Genomic DNA, 16,508 nt, shown 5'->3' with positions numbered 1-16,508 from the left:
CTGCAATTTAAGCAGTGTAAAAAGATTTGGAGATTGAGCCATGTTTACAGGCATTATTGAAAGTTTAGGTAAAGTAGAAAGCCTGCAAAGTGTAGGTGGTGATGTGCGTCTACGTATTCAGACTGATCTGGATATGTCAGACGTACATTTGGGTGACTCAATTGCAACCAATGGTATTTGCCTCACAGTCATTGAATGGGGTGATAACTGGTACGCAGCAGATGTTTCTCGTGAAAGTTTAAATCGAACGACTTTGGGTAACTGGAAAGTTGGGCAACGTGTCAATGTTGAAAAGGCAATGTTACCGACAACGCGCTTTGGTGGGCATATTGTAAGTGGTCACGTTGATGGCGTAGGTGAAATTACCGTAGTGCGTGAAGATGCTCGTTCAATCTATTATGAAGTTACAGCACCGGCAGAACTTGCTAAATATTTGGCGGAAAAAGGTTCGGTAACCGTTGACGGAATTAGCTTAACGATTAACCACTTACGTGGAAATATTTTAAGCTTGAATTTGATTCCGCACACCGCAGAACGTACCAATATTGGAACGTGGCAAGTAGGCAGTAAGGTCAACCTTGAAGTCGATGTGTTGGCGCGTTATATCGAGCGTTTATTGCTCGGTGATAAAGCAGCTGAACAAAAAACTGAGTCAAATATTAGTATGGCTTTTTTAGCTGAGAATGGTTTTTTAAAATAAAATCCTGATCATCAAAAATAAAAAACCGGACATATGTTCCGGTTTTTTATTTTTAAAAATTAATGCTTGGTGAGAGTAACCGAATGCGTGCCAACCCATGGTTTATTATGCTGAGTGCGTGTAATTGAAAATTCACCTTTTTCCGATGCTCGTGTCAGCAAGATTGAAAGTGAATTAAAGTCGTTATGACTCATATAAAGTTCTTGTGCTGAAAATGTCCATTGTTCACCCTGATTAAGCTGCTCAAGTTGCTTTGAAATCTGATGCGGAATGTCCATTTCTTACCCTCATTAATTATCTTAAATCACTACTTTCTATTCTCATAATCAATTGATCTACAAGAATAATATTTGTGTCTATTTTGTGACATATAGGTGTCAGTTTTATGACAGAAGAAGTTTTTAAAACTTTACTTTTCTATTTTTTCATCAGAAAACTTAGAATTCTTTAAAATGTATTCAATTTCTTCTTGAGCTGCCACATGTAGTTTGGCTCGGAAAGCCGTTACAGACTCTTCAATTAAGTTCTCAGCTTCAAGTTCTAAACGAATGCGTAAACTTTCAAGCTCAGATAAGATTTGATCATCGGTAATACTAAGTTTTACGCCAGCAGAGTAATTGACTGCTGGTGTTTCTGGATTTTTCTGATAACGTGCAGTTTGTTCTGCAACTTCTTGTTCTAAATGGCTACGTAATGCCTGTAATGTTTCAGTCTGTTCATTAAACTTGCGAATTTCGTCCGCTTGCAATGCCGCAGCATAAGCAGCTTCTGATGCACGTTTGTCAGCAAGCGCTTTTTCTAAAGCGAGCTGACGACGGATACGTGCTTGCTCAATAAGCTCTGCCTTAAGGTCCGCATAAGCTTGTTCAATTTTTTGCTGTGATTCTAACTGCGCTTTTTCGTCATTTAAAACCCAAAGCTGAATAGGAGTTTGGGGTTCTAATAAGTCACAAATACGTGCCAGATCCTGTTGATAAGCATGACGGACAGCTTCAGGCGCATTTAACCATCTTTTTTTAAAATCTTGCCCGACATTTAATGCCACCACAGTTCTCCTTTACTCAACAGTTTCAACATTTTATCGCGTTATAATTTAAAGGTCCGCGGTTCTATACCCAAACGGCGATACATTTTAAATTTTTCTCGACCAATTTGCTTGGCTGTTTCATTATTTTCAACAATTTCTATAATGTGGCTAAAATGATCAACTTGTTCAAGTGCATGATTGTTAAAATTAAATACTAACAGGCCTTGTTCAAGCGGTTGTTTAGCCGAAATACATACAGCAGCCTCAGCTTGATCAACTCCATGTGCAATGAAGCTGACAGGGTCGAAATCCCATAATCTTTCATCAAGAGTTTGTTGTAGCTGCACATCTGGGCAATACCACCAGATTTTAGGATGCTTCTGTAAAATCTTTCGGCATAAACGGCAAGCACTATCGACTTGCCGTTCTTCACTGGTTTCAAACAGATAAAAACTAATTTTAGCCATTCGTATTTACACGATTCGCTAAAAATTGCATGAGTAATGGCACTGGACGGCCTGTTGCACCTTTAGCTGGACCAGATAACCATGCTGTTCCTGCTACATCTAAATGAGCCCAACGATACTCACGTGTAAAGCGCTCAAGGAAACAAGCTGCCGTAATTGCACCGCCGTATGGACCGCCGATGTTTGCAATATCCGCAAATGGTGAATCAAGTAATTCTTGATAATCTTCAATGACTGGCATACGCCATACACGGTCAAATGATTGCTCACCCGCTTGTTGGAGTTCAGCTGCTAAAGCATCATCTGGTGAGAACAAACCACTCAGTACTTTACCTAAAGCGACTACACATGCACCTGTTAATGTTGCGATATCAACCACGACAGCTGGATTGAAGCGTTTGATATAGGTCAATGTGTCACACAGTACAAGACGACCTTCAGCATCCGTGTTTAAAATTTCAACAGTTTGTCCGCTCATGGTTGTCACAATATCACCTGGGCGAGTTGCTTTACCTGAAGGCATGTTTTCTGCAGCTGCAATTGCTCCAACGACATGAATAGGGAGTTTCGCTTCACATAGCGCACGAATAGTACCTAATACAGAGGCTGCACCGCACATATCGAACTTCATTTCATCCATGCCTAGGCCTGGTTTTAAAGAAATACCGCCTGTATCAAAAGTAACGCCTTTACCGACAAGTACAACAGGTGCTTCATCGATTCCAGCTTGGTATTCAAGTGTTACGATACGACCCGGACGTTCAGATCCTTTGCTGACTGCAAGAAAAGCATACATGCCTAAATCAGCCATTTGCTGTTCATTTAAGACAGTCACTTTGAGTAAATCAGGGAATTCTGCGGCTAAAGCTAATGCTTGTTCTGCCAAATATTCAGGGAAGCAAATGTTACCCGGACGATTTCCAAGGTCACGTGCATACGATTGACCAGACTGTACGGCATGCACTAAAGCCAGTTGTTTTTCATCAAGGCTCGTCGTTGAACTAATTAAATCAACCTGTTGTAACATAAATTCATTTTTTTTCGATTTAAACTCATCATAACCATAAGCTGCTTGAGTTAAGCTTAAAGCGAATAAATAATGGTATTCGACAGGTAACGCAGCAATATCAATTGCGATATGCTTAAATTTATTTTGTGTCGATTTGATAATGGTTTGGGCAAGTTTAGCGAGCTTAACCGCCTGAAGTTCGGCTGTTTTTCCTAAGCCAAGTAATTGGCTATGAGGTTGATTTGAAACCTGACCGAATAAAGGCAGAGTTTCATTGAAGTTGCCTTTGAATTGGGTGGCAGTAAGAACGCTTTCTAGGTTATTGATTTGATATGTGTTGATGTTGCTTTGTAGCTGTTCTGAATCAACTAAAACCCACAAAGATTCATTAGATGTCTGTTCGGGAAAAGTTGTATAAGTTGTAAATTTCATGGCTGCCGTGATTGCCTATAGAAAGTTATGATGGATTAAAACATTGAAACACTTTCAAGCATAGCGTTGCAATGTGCGGTTTTATATTTTTAACATTCGGGTAAACTAGCACACGTCCCGATTAGCCTTTTGGAAGTATTACTTTGATTATTCGGCGTTATCTCGTCAAGCAAGTTGTCTCTACCTCATTGGTGGTCATTTCTTTACTGACCCTAATCATGATGGGTGGTCGTCTGATCAAATACTTTGGTGTGGCGGCGCAGGGGCGTTTAGATGCCAGTATCTTGTTTAGCATCATTGGATATCGTTTACCTGAATTTCTAACACTCATTTTACCATTGGGTTTTTTCATTGGTTTAATGTTGGTGTTTGGTCGTTTATATGTTGACCATGAAATGGCTGTATTGAATGGTAGTGGTGTAAGCCGTCATCAATTAGCACGATTACTCATTCCAATGACACTGGTTTATATGGTATTTCAGTCGGTACTTATGCTGTGGATGACGCCGTGGGGACTACGTGAGTTTGAAAAACTGACAACCACACAAGCTGTTCGGACAGGTTTCGATTTGGTTCGACCAAGAGAGTTTATTTCTTCTGGGCCATATACGATCTATGCGGGGTCATTGTCGGAAGACCGAAAGAATTTGAAGGATATTTTCTTTTATCAGCGCGCTGCTAAAGAAGATAAGCCAGATGTTATGATTTTGGCAAAAGAAGCGACTCGTGTAGAAGTTGCAAATGACACTGCCAATGTTGTTGATCTGGTACAAGGTCGTCGTTATGAAATATTCCCGGGACAACCAAAATATACACAAGCCGAGTTCCAGTCTTATCGTCTACGTTTAGAAAATGACAAAGATCTTAAATTTGAGAGTGGCGATGTAGAAGCACTATCAACAACAAAACTCTTTTCAAAAACGAATGATCCAGTTATTAGAAGTGAGTTGGGATGGCGTTTATTTGGGCCATTCACCATTGTTATTGCGTTAATGCTATCAGTGGCATTGTCTGAAGTGAGCCCACGACAAGGCCGTTATTACCGTCTTATTCCGGCGATTTTTATTTTTTCCAGTCTGATCGTATTAATGATTGCAATCAAGACTCGTATTAGTAAAGAAGAACTCGATATTTGGGCTTATCCTGCTGTGTTAGTTGTGTATGGCGTTGCTGCCGCCTTATTCTCACGTAAGCAGAAGTTAGGACCAAAAATCAAGAAACAGATCAAGCGAGTGAAATTATAATGTTAGCACGTCGAATAGTCGCCAAATATGTGACGAAAACCACTGCGCTTGCGATGTTTGGCACCACAGTTGTTTTGTCCATTCTTCAGGTCTTATTTACATATCTTGGTGAGTTGGGTGAGCTCAAACCAGACTATAACGCATGGCAAGCTCTCGTCTATGTCTTGTGGGGAGCTCCTCGCTATCTCTATGAAATTTTACCTATCTCTGCCTTGATTGGTGCTGTGATTGGACTGGGCTCATTGGCAACGAGTAGTGAACTCATTGTTATGCGTTCAGTCGGTGTTAGCTTATGGCGTATTGTTGGTTGGGTTATGCGCTCAGCTTTACTGCTTATTATTTTGTCGTTTGCTTTAAGTGAATGGGTTATTCCTTACACGAATGAAAAAGCCCAAAGTGTTAAAAGCCATCGTTCTGTAGCTGCTTTAGGTGAAGTTAAAGGCTATTGGTCACGTGAAGGGCAGCGATTTATCTATATCGACTACGCTAACTCTCAAGGCAATTTAAGAGACATTCAAGTGGTCGATTTTGACCAAAACTATTACTTGCAATCATTAATTAATGCTCAGCAAGGACAGTTTATTAAAAATGGTCAATGGGCTTTGAAAAAGGCTGAACAAATGGACATTTTGGCGGCAGGAAATGCCATCAAAACTGATCATGAAGAACAATCGCTTGCTTTAGCATTACAGCCTAAATATGTGCATATGGTGACTTTAGATCCTGAAGATTTATCACCAAGCCAACTGATTAGCTTTATGCGTTATATGGATGAATATAGTCAGGTACCAAAGACGTATCAATTGGCTTTCTGGCAAAAAGTTGCTTCGCCATTTTCACTCATTGCATTAGTTCTAGTGGCGTGTTCTTTTATTTTTGGACCGTTACGCCAACAATCGATGGGCTTCCGTTTGGTGATCGCATTGTTCATTGGTTTGAGTTTCTATTATTTGCAGGATTTCTTGGGCTATGCGAGCTTGGTTTATTCTCCATCTCCAGCATGGTTTGTACTCGTACCTATCTTGCTAATGTTTGGCGCTGGTAGTTATTTGCTTTACCGCGCTCGCTAGTAATAATTGATATTTATGGTTTTCATCAATCGCAGATATTGGTGAAAGCCATAGGAATAAATAGAGTCTTGACCGAAAATTCGGTAAGATATTGTGACGAAATTGTAGACAAAAGAGAAATTGATTATGACGGATGCAACTGCTGGCAAGATCCCTCACGTTCTGGTCATTATGGATGGTGTTGGACACCGTGAAGCGATTGAAGATAATGCTTTTCTTGCAGCAAAAACACCAAATTTGGCGGCAATGAAAGCCAAGCATCCAAATAGTCTAATTTCTGGTTCAGGTGAAGATGTTGGATTACCTGATGGACAAATGGGGAACTCTGAAGTCGGCCATATGAATCTTGGCGCTGGCCGTGTGCTATATCAAGACTTTACCCGTATTACTAAAGATATCCGTACTGGTGACTTTTTCAAACATGAAGTGTTGATCGACGCTGTTGAAAAAGCCAAAGCTGCTGGTGGTGCTGTCCATATTATGGGGCTACTTTCAGAAGGTGGCGTCCATTCACATGAAGATCATATTGTGGCGATGTGTGAGCTTGCATTAAAACGCGGTGCAAAAGTTTATTTACACGCTTTCCTTGATGGTCGTGATACACCTCCACGCAGTGCTCAACCATCTTTAGAAAAATTAGATGCATTATTTGCTCAATATCCGGGTCAAGGCCGTATCGCAACCATGATTGGTCGCTACTTTGCAATGGACCGTGACAACCGTTGGGATCGCGTTGAGCAAGCTTATCGCTTGTTAACTGAAGGCGAGGCACTGCGTACTGCGCAAACAGCAGTTGAAGGGTTGGAGTTAGCTTATGCAGCCAATGAAAATGATGAGTTTGTAAAAGCGACTCGTATTGGTGATATCGCTAAAGTTCAAGATGGTGATAGCGTTGTATTTATGAATTTCCGTGCTGACCGAGCTCGTGAAATTACTCGCGCATTTGTAGAGAAAGACTTTGCTGGTTTTGAACGTAAAGTTGTACCGAATCTTTCTAAGTTTGTGATGTTAACGCGTTATCAGGCAAGCATTGACGCACCAGTTGCATATATGCCAGAAGCCCTCAAAAACTCATTGGGTGAGTATTTATCTTCTTTAGGTAAAACCCAGTTACGTATTGCTGAAACTGAAAAGTATGCGCATGTAACATTCTTCTTTAGTGGTGGTCGTGAAGATGAATATCCGGGTGAAAAGCGTATTTTAATTCCATCTCCAAACGTTGCGACATATGACCTTAAGCCAGAAATGAGTGCTTATGAAGTCACTGATGAGTTGGTTAAAGCAATTAATTCAGGTGAATACGACTTATTGGTTGTGAACTACGCAAATGGTGATATGGTCGGTCATACGGGTGTGTTTGATGCTGCGGTTAAAGCAGTTGAAGCGGTTGATACTTGTTTAGGTCGTGTCTATGAAGCAGTTATGGCAAAAAAAGGCCATATGCTCATTACTGCTGACCATGGTAACGTTGAACAAATGCAAGACTACGAAAGTGGGCAAGTGCATACTCAACATACAACCGAGCTTGTGCCGTTTATCTATGTTGGCCCAACACAAGCAACAATTGCAGAAGGTGGTGTGCTTGCAGATGTAGCACCGACAATTCTCAATTTAATGCAGATTCCTGTTCCTGCCGAAATGCAAGGGCGTAATCTGATTACACTATCTGCATAAGTTAAAGGTGATTGGATGCTGCAACACATTAAATATAAAAAACTTATTGTAAGTATGTTGCTGTGTTGCAGCCAATTTGCTTTTGCAGCGCCAGTTGTAAAAGAAAAATTGTCACCTTTGCACTCTGATTCGGAAGAACCGGAACATAGCTATGCAGAAGTGCCGATTGAGTCTATTCAACAGTTTGTGCAAATCTATGGAATTGTTCGAGATAACTATGTAGACGTGAAGTCGGACGATGCGTTGTTTCAACAAGCTATAAAAGGGTTGGTGAGTGGGCTAGATCGTTATTCACGTTATTTATCGGCAGAAGAATATCGCCAACTGATTCAATATACTGAAGGTGATCTTGCGTCAGTTGATTTCGCATTAAGCACTGAAGCACATGCCCATAAGTGGATGATTCGTGATCTTAAAACGGGTTCAGACTCCTATAAATTAGGTTTGAGAAATGGTCAGACGATTCTAAAGATTGATAATCAAGATTTAAAAAATTTAAACCAAGATCAGGTACTCGGGCTACTTTACGGTTCTATAGGAAGTACACTTCAAGTACAAGCGGAAGAGCTAAACGGAAACATTAACTTAGTCCGTAATAAAAAAATAGAAACCGATATAGAACCTGTAATGTTGCATAATCAGGTGCTTGTACTCAAAATTAGAGTGTTCCAACAAGACACTGCTAATGAAATTAAAAGATTAATTGAAGAAAATAGTTCCCCACGTTTAAAGGCTGTTTTAATCGATTTGCGAAATAATCCGGGTGGATTGTTATCGGCAGCGGTAGAGTCAGCAGATTTGTTTTTAAATAACGGAATTATTGTTTCAACCAAAAGCCGTTCGGAAGGTAACCAGCAGTTTCAGGCACTGCCTGGTAATGAATTTCAGAATACAAAATTAGGTATATTAATTAATCACCGTTCTGCTTCTGCGGCAGAAGTTTTTACTGCGGCCATGAAAGAACACCAGCGTGCTTGGGTGATGGGTGAAAAAAGTTATGGAAAAGGTGTAGTGCAAAAGCTATTTCCTTTGCCAAGTGGAGCAGCTCTACAGATGACGGTCTCACATTACTACACGCCAAATGGCAATATGATTGAAGGGCAGGGTATTCAACCTAATCAGGCTTATCCATTGCCAGCAGAAATGAAAGAGGACGTATATTTAGACCGCGTTGCAGATTTACTCCTAAAGAGGAAGTAACTTTTATACTTCCTCTCCCATTTCGGTATCTAAACCAAATTTTTTAAGTCGATAGCGCAAAGAACGAAATGTCATTCCTAGCTTTTTAGCTGCCAAAGTTCGATTCCAATGCGTCATGTTTAGTGCATTTAGTAAAATGTCTTTTTCGATATTTTCTAAGTAGCGTTCTAAACCTTCTATTGGAAATTTTGGATGAGTTTGAGCAGTTAGCGTTTGATTTACCTGTTTAGTTGCGATTTGCGGACTAACACTATTGCATCTAACAGGAGGTGCCAAGTGTTTCAAATCAATATATTCATCATCACTTAAAGTAATAGCTCGTTCAATCATATTTCTTAATTCACGAACATTACCCGGAAAATCTTGCTGCAATAAGTAAGTTTCAGCGCTCGCTGTTAATTGTTTGCTTGAAATTCCCCATTCCGTACAAACCTTTTGAATAAAATGATTGGCTAAGAGCAAAATATCTCCACCACGTTCACGCAGTGGTGGCAACATGATATCCATAACATGGATACGGAAGAATAAGTCCTGACGGAATTTACCTTGTTGGACTAACAAATCTAAATCTTGGTGACTCGCACTAATTACTCGAAAATCTACATCAATTTCCTGATCTGAACCGACAGGGCGAATTTTCTTCTCTTGTACCGCCCGAAGCAATTTAACCTGCATACTTAAAGGCAATTCGGCAATTTCATCTAAAAATAAACTGCCGCCATGAGCTGATAAAATCAGGCCTTGTTTGTCTTGGGTTGCTCCAGTAAAGCTCCCTTTTTTATGTCCAAAAAGTTCACTTTCCATGAGCTCAGTTGGGATTGCTCCGCAGTTAATTGCAATAAATGGCCCTTCACTGCGGTTACTTAAGCGGTGCATAAGATTAGCAACAACTTCTTTACCAGTACCAGACTCACCGGTAACAAACACAGGTGCTTGGGAGCGGGCTATTTTTTTAATAGCTGTCCGTAAGTTTTGTATAGGTGGTGAGCGCCCAATTAATAAGTCATTCTCTAGAGTTGTTTCACCGAACTCATGTTCTGGTTTTGGCTGGTTAAGCGCTTTTTTTAATAGCTGATCTAAATGAATTTGATTAATAGGTTTGCTGACAAAATCAAAAGCTCCAGCTTTTAATGCTGCAATTGCAATATCCATATTGCCGTATGCGGTTAAAACAGCAATGGGTGTGTGAGGGTAAGTTTGAGAAACATGTTTAACCAATTCCAAACCACTACCATCGGGTAAGTTTAAATCGGTCAAGCACGCATCGTAATGAAATTGAGTAAAGAGTTGTTTGGCCTGTTCAACCCGATAAGCAAGATGTGTCTTAATCCCCATTCGTGCAAGAGTCATTTGCATTAAAAGGCACAAATCTTCTTCATCGTCTACAAGCAAAACGAGTGGTTGCTGTTCTGCCATTTCCCCAAAAACCTAATAAAAAATCAATATATTATTGAGCATTCTATTCTGAAGCATGCCCCTTGTTTTTGCTCTACATAAGTGAGCTTTGCATGGTTTGCCTCACAAAAACTATGAGACAAATATAATCCTAAACCAGTTCCATTAATTTCGGTACTAAAAAATGGTTTAAATAATTGAGATATATCACGTTTTGAAACACCTTCACCGTAATCGATCACATCAATATAAATTTTATTTGTTTGTGAATGGATATTGATCAGAACATAGGGAGAGTCGGGTGCATTGTGGCGTAGAGCATTTCTAACAAGATTAATGAGTACTTGTCTGAGTTGCTTTTCATCAAACAATAGTTTTAAGGATAAATCAGAACTTTTAAACTGGATCGCATGTTTAACATCAGATAAATCTTCATCTAATAACGTTTTTATGAAGTCGTTTAGTTCAATCTGGATTGGATACGTTCTTTCACTGCGGGCAAGTCCTAACGTGTCTTGAACAATACTATCAATGCGTTTCGTTTGCTTGCTAATCATATTGCGCAAAGTGTTTTGCTGTTCCGCGTCACTATCTTTGAGTAATTCATTCGCTTGAACAATGGCTGCAAGAGGATTACGGATCTCATGTGCAATACTTGCTGAGAGTTGCCCTAAAGCGGCAAGTTTGAGTTGTTGAGCTTGCTGATTAATCTGCTGTGCATCTTGTAAAATGAGGAGTGTTAATGCTTGCTGTGGTACCAAAAGGTGTTGCACTTTAATATTAATAGAATAAGCCGACAGTTGAGATTCAAAAATAAATCGATCACCTTCTTTTAAATGATCAAACTTAAGAATTTCAAATAAGTCAGCATGCCATTTTGCTAAGGGATATTTTTCACTGGCAAATTGAGGTGGAATTCCTAAAAGAGAGCAGGCGGCTGGATTACTTAAAACAATGTCGTAGTTTTCATCTAGAACTAAATAGCCCTCTTCAATTTGTTCCAAGATATAGCGGTTAATATTTTGTAGTTGATAGAGTTCTATTGATTGATGGAAAGTTAGTGCTTCAAGTAGTTTAAAGCGCTGGACTGCAATTTGTCCGATTCCGTGTACTACAAAAAATAAGAAGGCCAATAAGGCGCTATTACCAATCGTATTTAAATTATTGTAGTCAAATAAACTGCCAACGAAGCGTTGGTAAATAACCGCAATGACTGCAAGTAATGTAATGAGTAAAGACATTCTTGCGCTAAGTAAAATCGCCGAAGTAAATATGGCAATAACATAGAGCAAGCTGAGTTGAAGATTTGGTTCACCTACAGAAAATGTAAGTAAACTCAGACAGATAATATCAACTACAAAAAATAAAATGAGCTGCCTTGTTGCCTGAGTGGCAATAAACTTAAAGCATAAAAGTTGAAGTAGGCTTAAGAGCGAATAGCCGAGTAGTGTATAAGAATATAAAGCGGGTTGTTGTAGGCTATTGTCGATTTGAGCATCGGTTAAAACCAAAATAATATTCAGACTAACCGCAATAATAAGGCGATATAAACCATACCACGTGCCCAAACGAAATATCGTATGGGACAAGGATGAGTTTAAGGGAAATTGCATGTAAGTCTGATTAAGGTTTGATCAGACCGTAACGAATCGCGAGATGAGTTAGTTTAACATCACTATCAATGGCTAGCTTTTCAAAAATACGGTAGCGGTAAGTATTCACTGTTTTGACACTTACAAAAAGTTTGTCTGCAATTTCTTGAGCGCTAATACAATTTACAACCATCATTGCAACTTGCATTTCTCGTTCAGATAGTGAGTCAAAAGGCGATTGTTGTGTATCGGATAAATATGAGCTCGCTAATTGCTCGGCAATATCGGCGCTGAAGTATTTGCCACCTTGCATCACTTTATTAATTGCGCGAACCATTTCTGTAATTGGAGCACCTTTGGTAATGTAACCTTTAGCTCCTGCTTTAAGCAACAGAGATGGGTAAGGTTCTTCTGCTAAGCCACTGACTGCAATCACTTTTGTATCTGGTGCGGTTTGTAGTAAACGGCGGGTTGTTTCTACGCCACCGATGCCAGGCATGTTGACATCAAGTAGCACAACTTGAGGATGTTTCTGACGAACAATAGCAATTGCTTCTTCACCCGATTCGGCTTGTCCAATGACCTCTACATCGGCATGATCTTCTAACATACGGCAGATACCTGTACGTACAAGTTCATGGTCATCCACAACTAAAACTGTAATCAAGAAGACCTCCTTTCTTTCAAAAAACAAGTTTTTTGTTACATAAAGCAAAATTAGCTTGCAATGGAATGACAAAATTAGCAATCCTATTCTCATATAGTGAGCGAATAGTTGTGCACAATTGTGTCGGTAAAAGCGTTATACCTTATCCCTCAAATGTAAGGCATAATGATAGTAAGCGCAAATGTGTATCACCCTGAGTCGAGTATTGTGCCGTGAAAAATTCTAAAAAGTCTTTAATGCATGTGCTAAGCATGTCTATTTTGCTTAGTTTGAGTTCAACAAGCTTTGCAGAACTCGTCAATAACCCGTCCTCAGGGAATAGTGGTACTGCAAGCTTAAATTGGTCAGCAGCGGATGCTAGTCAATTTTTAAATGATGAAGATGATGAACCAACTCCGCAAGGTTCAACATCTGTAACTACAACTTTGCGTGGCAGTAATGCGCCAAAAGTTATTAGCTCTACACCTAGAGTTGCTCCAATCCGTGATACCGTGGGTTATAACGCCCAGCCGAGTGTCAGTGCACGTGCGGCACTTGTGATGGATGCGCAAACTGGTGAAGTGCTCTACAGTAAAAATACCAATGCATCGGTACCTATTGCATCTATTACCAAATTGATGACAGCAGTTGTAACCGCAGATGCACGTTTGAACATGTCAGAAGAAATTACACTTGAGCAAATTGATTTTGCTGGTGCTGGTGGGAAAAACTCAAGTTCAACACTCCGTGTTGGCGACAAGATGAACCGTGCAGAAGTTCTTCTATTTGCTTTAATGAAGTCTGAGAACCCTGCAGCGGCTGCTTTAGCGCGTACTTATCCAGGTGGTCGTCCTGCATTCGTAGCTGCAATGAATGCTAAAGCACGTGCACTAGGTATGACGGCTACCCATTATATTGAATCTACGGGTTTACATCCGCAAAATGTATCTTCAGCACGTGATTTAGGTATTTTGGTAAGTACAGCATCTCAATATGGCTTGATTCGTCAATTCTCAACTACACCGACTTATGACTTTAACTTGGGGTATCGCGTGTTGAAATCTAACAACACAAATGCTCTAGTTCGTAATGGTGGTTGGAATATTAACTTGTCTAAAACTGGATATATTAATGAAGCAGGTCGCTGTGTTGTGATGCACACGACTGTAAACTCACGTCCAGCAGTCATTGTATTACTGGGTGAACCAAGTACACAGGCACGTAATAATGATGCAACTAACTTATTGGGTTGGTTAAGTAATTTACCAAAACGTATTTAAGTTCAATATTCTAAAAACGCTTCTATCAAGAAGCGTTTTTTTATGGCTATAAAAAGACATAAAAAAAACGGCTGTTTAATACAGCCGTTTTTTGAAAAATCAGATCTTACATATTAGATAAAATCGAATCTTTTACTTGGTCCATTGTTGCATCAATTGACAACATAACTGCATCAGCACATTGTTTGATTGCAGTGTCAGGATCTTTCAAGCCATTACCAGTTACTGTACATACAATTACAGAACCTTCAGCAATTTTACCCGCTTTAATATCACGGATCGCACCACCGATAGAAGCAGCAGACGCTGGCTCAACAAATACACCTTCATACATAGAAAGTAAGCGTTGAGCTTCTAAAATTTCGCTGTCTTGAAGTTCATCAAACCAGCCTTTAGAGTCACGTACTACAGCTTTTGCATGGTTCCAGCTCTGTGGATTACCAATACGGATTGCAGTTGCAACAGTTTCAGGGCTTTCAACTGGAGCGCCACGTAAGAATGGAGCTGCGCCAGAAGCTTGGTAACCTACCATAGTTGGTAAACCTTCTGGTTTTGGACCAGTGAATTGATCAGTAGCAGCATCATAAATCACTTGTTCAAACTGATCAGCAGGCTGGTTTGCTACAGCTTCGGTATAACCCATCCAGTGAGCTGTGATGTTACCTGCGTTACCTACAGGTAAGCAGTGGTAATCAGGTGCACGGCCTAAAGCTTCAACGATTTCATAAGCAATAGTCTTTTGACCTTGCAAACGGTAAGGGTTGATTGAGTTTACAATCGTTACAGGCGCTTGATCAGCGACTTCTTTTACAAGACGCATACCATCATCAAAGTTACCACGAATTTGCATAGTGATCGCACCATACATCATCGCTTGTGCCATTTTACCCATCGCAATTTTGCCTTCTGGAATCAAAACAAATGCTTTGATACCTGCACGTGCAGCATAGGCAGCAGCAGCAGCAGAAGTGTTACCAGTAGATGCACAGATAATCGCTTTAGAGCCTTCTTCAACCGCTTTGGTTACAGCCATGGTCATACCACGGTCTTTAAATGAACCAGTTGGGTTTAAACCCTCGTATTTCACATAAATTTCAACATCTTTGCCAATAATACGTGGAATATTCTCAAGTTTAATGAGTGGGGTGTTGCCTTCACCCAAAGAGATAGCACGAGTAGTTGCCGAAACTGGCAAACGGTCACGATAACGATCTACAAGACCAGTATAACGATTGGCATTAGACATGATGGTGTTCCAATTAGAGGTGAAGCGGGAGAGGGAATCTTTCCCTCAACCTGATTAACTATCGAGCGATTCTAAACGAATTCTTACGATTTCGCCACGAATTGCAGGTAATGCTTGAATTTGTGCAAGAGCATCATCCATTTTTGATTCAACGATTGGATCGGTCAGAATCACGATTGGAATAAGGTCTTTTAAACGAGATTGTTGCATGATCGCATCAATACTAATTCCAGCGCGACTTAAGATGGTAGTTACATCTGCAAGTACGCCAGTTTGGTCTTCTGCATTTAAGCGGATGTAATAACCTGTGGTCATTTCTTCACGGCTTAAAATTGGCACATTGGTTAATGCTTCAAAAGCCAACTGAGGAATTGTGCCTGCACCGTCTTCGGTATAAGAGATGTCACGGACAATATCAATAACATCAGCAACAACCGCAGAAGCTGTAGGACCTGCGCCTGCACCCGCGCCGTAATAGAGTGTTGGACCTACGGCATTTGCCTGAACTAAAACAGCATTTTTAACGCCGTTTACATTCGCAATAAGCTGTTCATCTGGAATGAGTGTTGGATGAACACGTAATTCAATACCTTTTTCAGCACGACGTGCAATACCGAGATGTTTAATGCGGAAACCAAGATCTTCTGCATATTTCACATCTTGTGCGGTGATTTTGCTGATACCTTCGGTATAAACCTTATCAAATTGAAGAGGAATACCAAAAGCACAAGACGCTAAAATGGTAAGTTTATGCGCAGCATCAATACCCTCAACGTCAAAAGTTGGGTCTGCTTCTGCATAACCGAGTTCTTGAGCTTCTTTTAATACATCATCAAATGCACGACCTTTCTCACGCATTTCAGTCAGAATAAAGTTACCTGTACCATTAATAATACCTGCCAACCATTCGATATGGTTTGCAGCAAGACCTTCACGGATCACTTTAATAATTGGAATACCGCCAGCAACTGCTGCTTCATAAGCAATTTGCACAGCATTGTCTTCTGCTGCTTTAAATAATTCATTGCCATGTTCAGCGAGTAACGCTTTGTTTGCAGTCACGACTTGTTTGCCATGTTTGATCGCTTCCATGATAACTTCGTAAGCAGGGTGGATCCCACCCATAACTTCTACAACTACATCAACGTCTGGTTGACGAACGATGTCAAGTAAATCGGCGCTTTGTTTAATCCCTTCCAATTCAAGATCTGGACGAGGGCGGCGTGTTCCAACGTGGGTAATTTGAATTTCTCGACCGGTGCGACGTTTAATTTCAGCGGCATTTTCTTGTAGTAGTTTAAGGGCTCCTCCACCTACGGTTCCTAGACCGAGTATTGCCAGGCGAACTGGTTTCACGTCACACTCCATTCATCATTTAATCATTTAGTTGAAGCTAGATCATAGCTAAAAAAAACGCCAGACTCTAGCGCTTTTAGTGCTTGTTCAATGAATTAGAGTGCGATGTTTGGAAAAGAAGAGTAGATCAGTCTTTAAACAGAGGTTGTTTAAATATTAATTATTGAAAA

The 16,508-nt window shown here is 40.2% G+C and carries 15 protein-coding genes; 6 read left to right on the top strand and 9 right to left on the bottom strand.

Annotated features, from left to right (window positions below):
- Positions 1 to 40: 40 nt before the first annotated feature.
- Positions 41 to 700: a riboflavin synthase gene (locus tag HJG58_RS14940; RefSeq protein WP_005301612.1), complete on the top strand. Its 660-nt coding sequence runs from the start codon at positions 41 to 43 to the stop codon at positions 698 to 700.
- A gap of 59 nt (positions 701 to 759) precedes the next feature.
- Here the strand turns inward: HJG58_RS14940 and HJG58_RS14935 are convergent, their stop codons facing one another.
- The 4 genes from HJG58_RS14935 to HJG58_RS14920 form a co-directional block, all read right to left on the bottom strand.
- On the bottom strand, positions 760 to 978 hold the full coding sequence (locus tag HJG58_RS14935) for a hypothetical protein (RefSeq protein WP_170249512.1): 219 nt from the start codon (positions 976 to 978) through the stop codon (positions 760 to 762).
- Positions 979 to 1,109: 131 nt separating this feature from the next.
- On the bottom strand, positions 1,110 to 1,748 hold the full coding sequence (gene blhA, locus HJG58_RS14930) for a cell division protein BlhA (protein WP_170249511.1): 639 nt from the start codon (positions 1,746 to 1,748) through the stop codon (positions 1,110 to 1,112).
- A gap of 38 nt (positions 1,749 to 1,786) precedes the next feature.
- The gene (locus tag HJG58_RS14925; protein ID WP_170249510.1) at positions 1,787 to 2,194 is read right to left on the bottom strand and encodes a DNA polymerase III subunit chi; all 408 of its coding nucleotides are present in this window, start codon (positions 2,192 to 2,194) and stop codon (positions 1,787 to 1,789) included.
- Complete coding sequence (locus tag HJG58_RS14920) at positions 2,187 to 3,635, bottom strand: leucyl aminopeptidase (protein ID WP_170249509.1); 1,449 nt, start codon at positions 3,633 to 3,635, stop codon at positions 2,187 to 2,189. Before HJG58_RS14920 ends, HJG58_RS14925 begins: the two co-directional genes overlap by 8 nt.
- A gap of 143 nt (positions 3,636 to 3,778) precedes the next feature.
- On the opposite strand from HJG58_RS14920, the gene lptF reads away from it, so the two are divergent.
- The 4 genes from lptF (at position 3,779) to HJG58_RS14900 (ending at position 8,823) form a co-directional block, all read left to right on the top strand.
- Positions 3,779 to 4,879, top strand: coding sequence for an LPS export ABC transporter permease LptF (gene lptF / locus HJG58_RS14915; RefSeq protein WP_170249508.1), 1,101 nt, complete (start codon positions 3,779 to 3,781; stop codon positions 4,877 to 4,879).
- A complete protein-coding gene (gene lptG, locus HJG58_RS14910) occupies positions 4,879 to 5,949 on the top strand; it encodes an LPS export ABC transporter permease LptG (RefSeq protein WP_002121203.1) in 1,071 nt (356 codons plus the stop codon). The genes lptF and lptG overlap by 1 nt, the downstream gene beginning before the upstream one ends.
- A 126-nt stretch (positions 5,950 to 6,075) precedes the next feature.
- The gene (gene gpmI / locus HJG58_RS14905; protein ID WP_017400161.1) at positions 6,076 to 7,623 is read left to right on the top strand and encodes a 2,3-bisphosphoglycerate-independent phosphoglycerate mutase; all 1,548 of its coding nucleotides are present in this window, start codon (positions 6,076 to 6,078) and stop codon (positions 7,621 to 7,623) included.
- Positions 7,624 to 7,638: 15 nt separating this feature from the next.
- Positions 7,639 to 8,823 (top strand): S41 family peptidase, encoded by a 1,185-nt coding sequence (locus HJG58_RS14900; RefSeq protein WP_068564746.1) that lies wholly within the window; start codon positions 7,639 to 7,641, stop codon positions 8,821 to 8,823.
- A 3-nt stretch (positions 8,824 to 8,826) separates the two neighbouring features.
- Here the strand turns inward: HJG58_RS14900 and HJG58_RS14895 are convergent, their stop codons facing one another.
- Genes HJG58_RS14895 through gacA form a run of 3 tightly spaced genes read right to left on the bottom strand, consistent with a single transcriptional unit; the run spans position 8,827 to position 12,477 of the window.
- Positions 8,827 to 10,239 carry a sigma-54-dependent transcriptional regulator gene (locus HJG58_RS14895; RefSeq protein WP_170249507.1) on the bottom strand — a complete coding sequence of 471 codons (1,413 nt, stop codon included), beginning with the start codon at positions 10,237 to 10,239 and terminating at the stop codon, positions 8,827 to 8,829.
- Positions 10,240 to 10,262: 23 nt separating this feature from the next.
- Positions 10,263 to 11,831, bottom strand: coding sequence for a sensor histidine kinase (locus HJG58_RS14890; protein WP_216076589.1), 1,569 nt, complete (start codon positions 11,829 to 11,831; stop codon positions 10,263 to 10,265).
- A gap of 10 nt (positions 11,832 to 11,841) precedes the next feature.
- Entirely contained in the window at positions 11,842 to 12,477 is a 636-nt protein-coding gene (gacA, locus tag HJG58_RS14885) for a response regulator transcription factor GacA (RefSeq protein ID WP_002121174.1), read from the bottom strand.
- Positions 12,478 to 12,689: 212 nt separating this feature from the next.
- Here gacA and pbpG point away from each other — a divergent pair, with 212 nt between their 5' ends.
- A complete protein-coding gene (gene pbpG / locus HJG58_RS14880; RefSeq protein WP_170249506.1) occupies positions 12,690 to 13,736 on the top strand; it encodes a D-alanyl-D-alanine endopeptidase PBP7/8 in 1,047 nt (348 codons plus the stop codon).
- A gap of 106 nt (positions 13,737 to 13,842) precedes the next feature.
- Here pbpG and thrC read toward each other — a convergent pair whose 3' ends face one another.
- The gene (thrC, locus tag HJG58_RS14875; protein WP_002048893.1) at positions 13,843 to 14,982 is read right to left on the bottom strand and encodes a threonine synthase; all 1,140 of its coding nucleotides are present in this window, start codon (positions 14,980 to 14,982) and stop codon (positions 13,843 to 13,845) included.
- Positions 14,983 to 15,036: 54 nt separating this feature from the next.
- Positions 15,037 to 16,338: a homoserine dehydrogenase gene (locus HJG58_RS14870; protein ID WP_002121263.1), complete on the bottom strand. Its 1,302-nt coding sequence runs from the start codon at positions 16,336 to 16,338 to the stop codon at positions 15,037 to 15,039.
- Positions 16,339 to 16,508 lie beyond the last annotated feature (170 nt).

The organism is Acinetobacter geminorum (genome assembly GCF_013009345.1).
GTDB lineage: Bacteria > Pseudomonadota > Gammaproteobacteria > Pseudomonadales > Moraxellaceae > Acinetobacter > Acinetobacter geminorum.
Note: the sequence above shows the minus strand (reverse complement) of the source record. Positions and strands in the feature narration are given on the sequence as shown.

What these genes read in the sequence shown, in the direction of transcription:
- HJG58_RS14900 (WP_068564746.1), top strand. Translation starts at nt 7,639, where the DNA reads ATGCTGCAACACATTAAATATAAAAAACTTATTGTAAGTATGTTGCTG.
- HJG58_RS14890 (WP_216076589.1), bottom strand. Translation starts at nt 11,831, where the DNA reads ATGCAATTTCCCTTAAACTCATCCTTGTCCCATACGATATTTCGTTTG.
- HJG58_RS14920 (WP_170249509.1), bottom strand. Translation starts at nt 3,635, where the DNA reads ATGAAATTTACAACTTATACAACTTTTCCCGAACAGACATCTAATGAA.
- HJG58_RS14940 (WP_005301612.1), top strand. Translation starts at nt 41, where the DNA reads ATGTTTACAGGCATTATTGAAAGTTTAGGTAAAGTAGAAAGCCTGCAA.
- lptG (WP_002121203.1), top strand. Translation starts at nt 4,879, where the DNA reads ATGTTAGCACGTCGAATAGTCGCCAAATATGTGACGAAAACCACTGCG.
- gpmI (WP_017400161.1), top strand. Translation starts at nt 6,076, where the DNA reads ATGACGGATGCAACTGCTGGCAAGATCCCTCACGTTCTGGTCATTATG.
- HJG58_RS14895 (WP_170249507.1), bottom strand. Translation starts at nt 10,239, where the DNA reads ATGGCAGAACAGCAACCACTCGTTTTGCTTGTAGACGATGAAGAAGAT.
- HJG58_RS14935 (WP_170249512.1), bottom strand. Translation starts at nt 978, where the DNA reads ATGGACATTCCGCATCAGATTTCAAAGCAACTTGAGCAGCTTAATCAG.
- thrC (WP_002048893.1), bottom strand. Translation starts at nt 14,982, where the DNA reads ATGTCTAATGCCAATCGTTATACTGGTCTTGTAGATCGTTATCGTGAC.
- HJG58_RS14925 (WP_170249510.1), bottom strand. Translation starts at nt 2,194, where the DNA reads ATGGCTAAAATTAGTTTTTATCTGTTTGAAACCAGTGAAGAACGGCAA.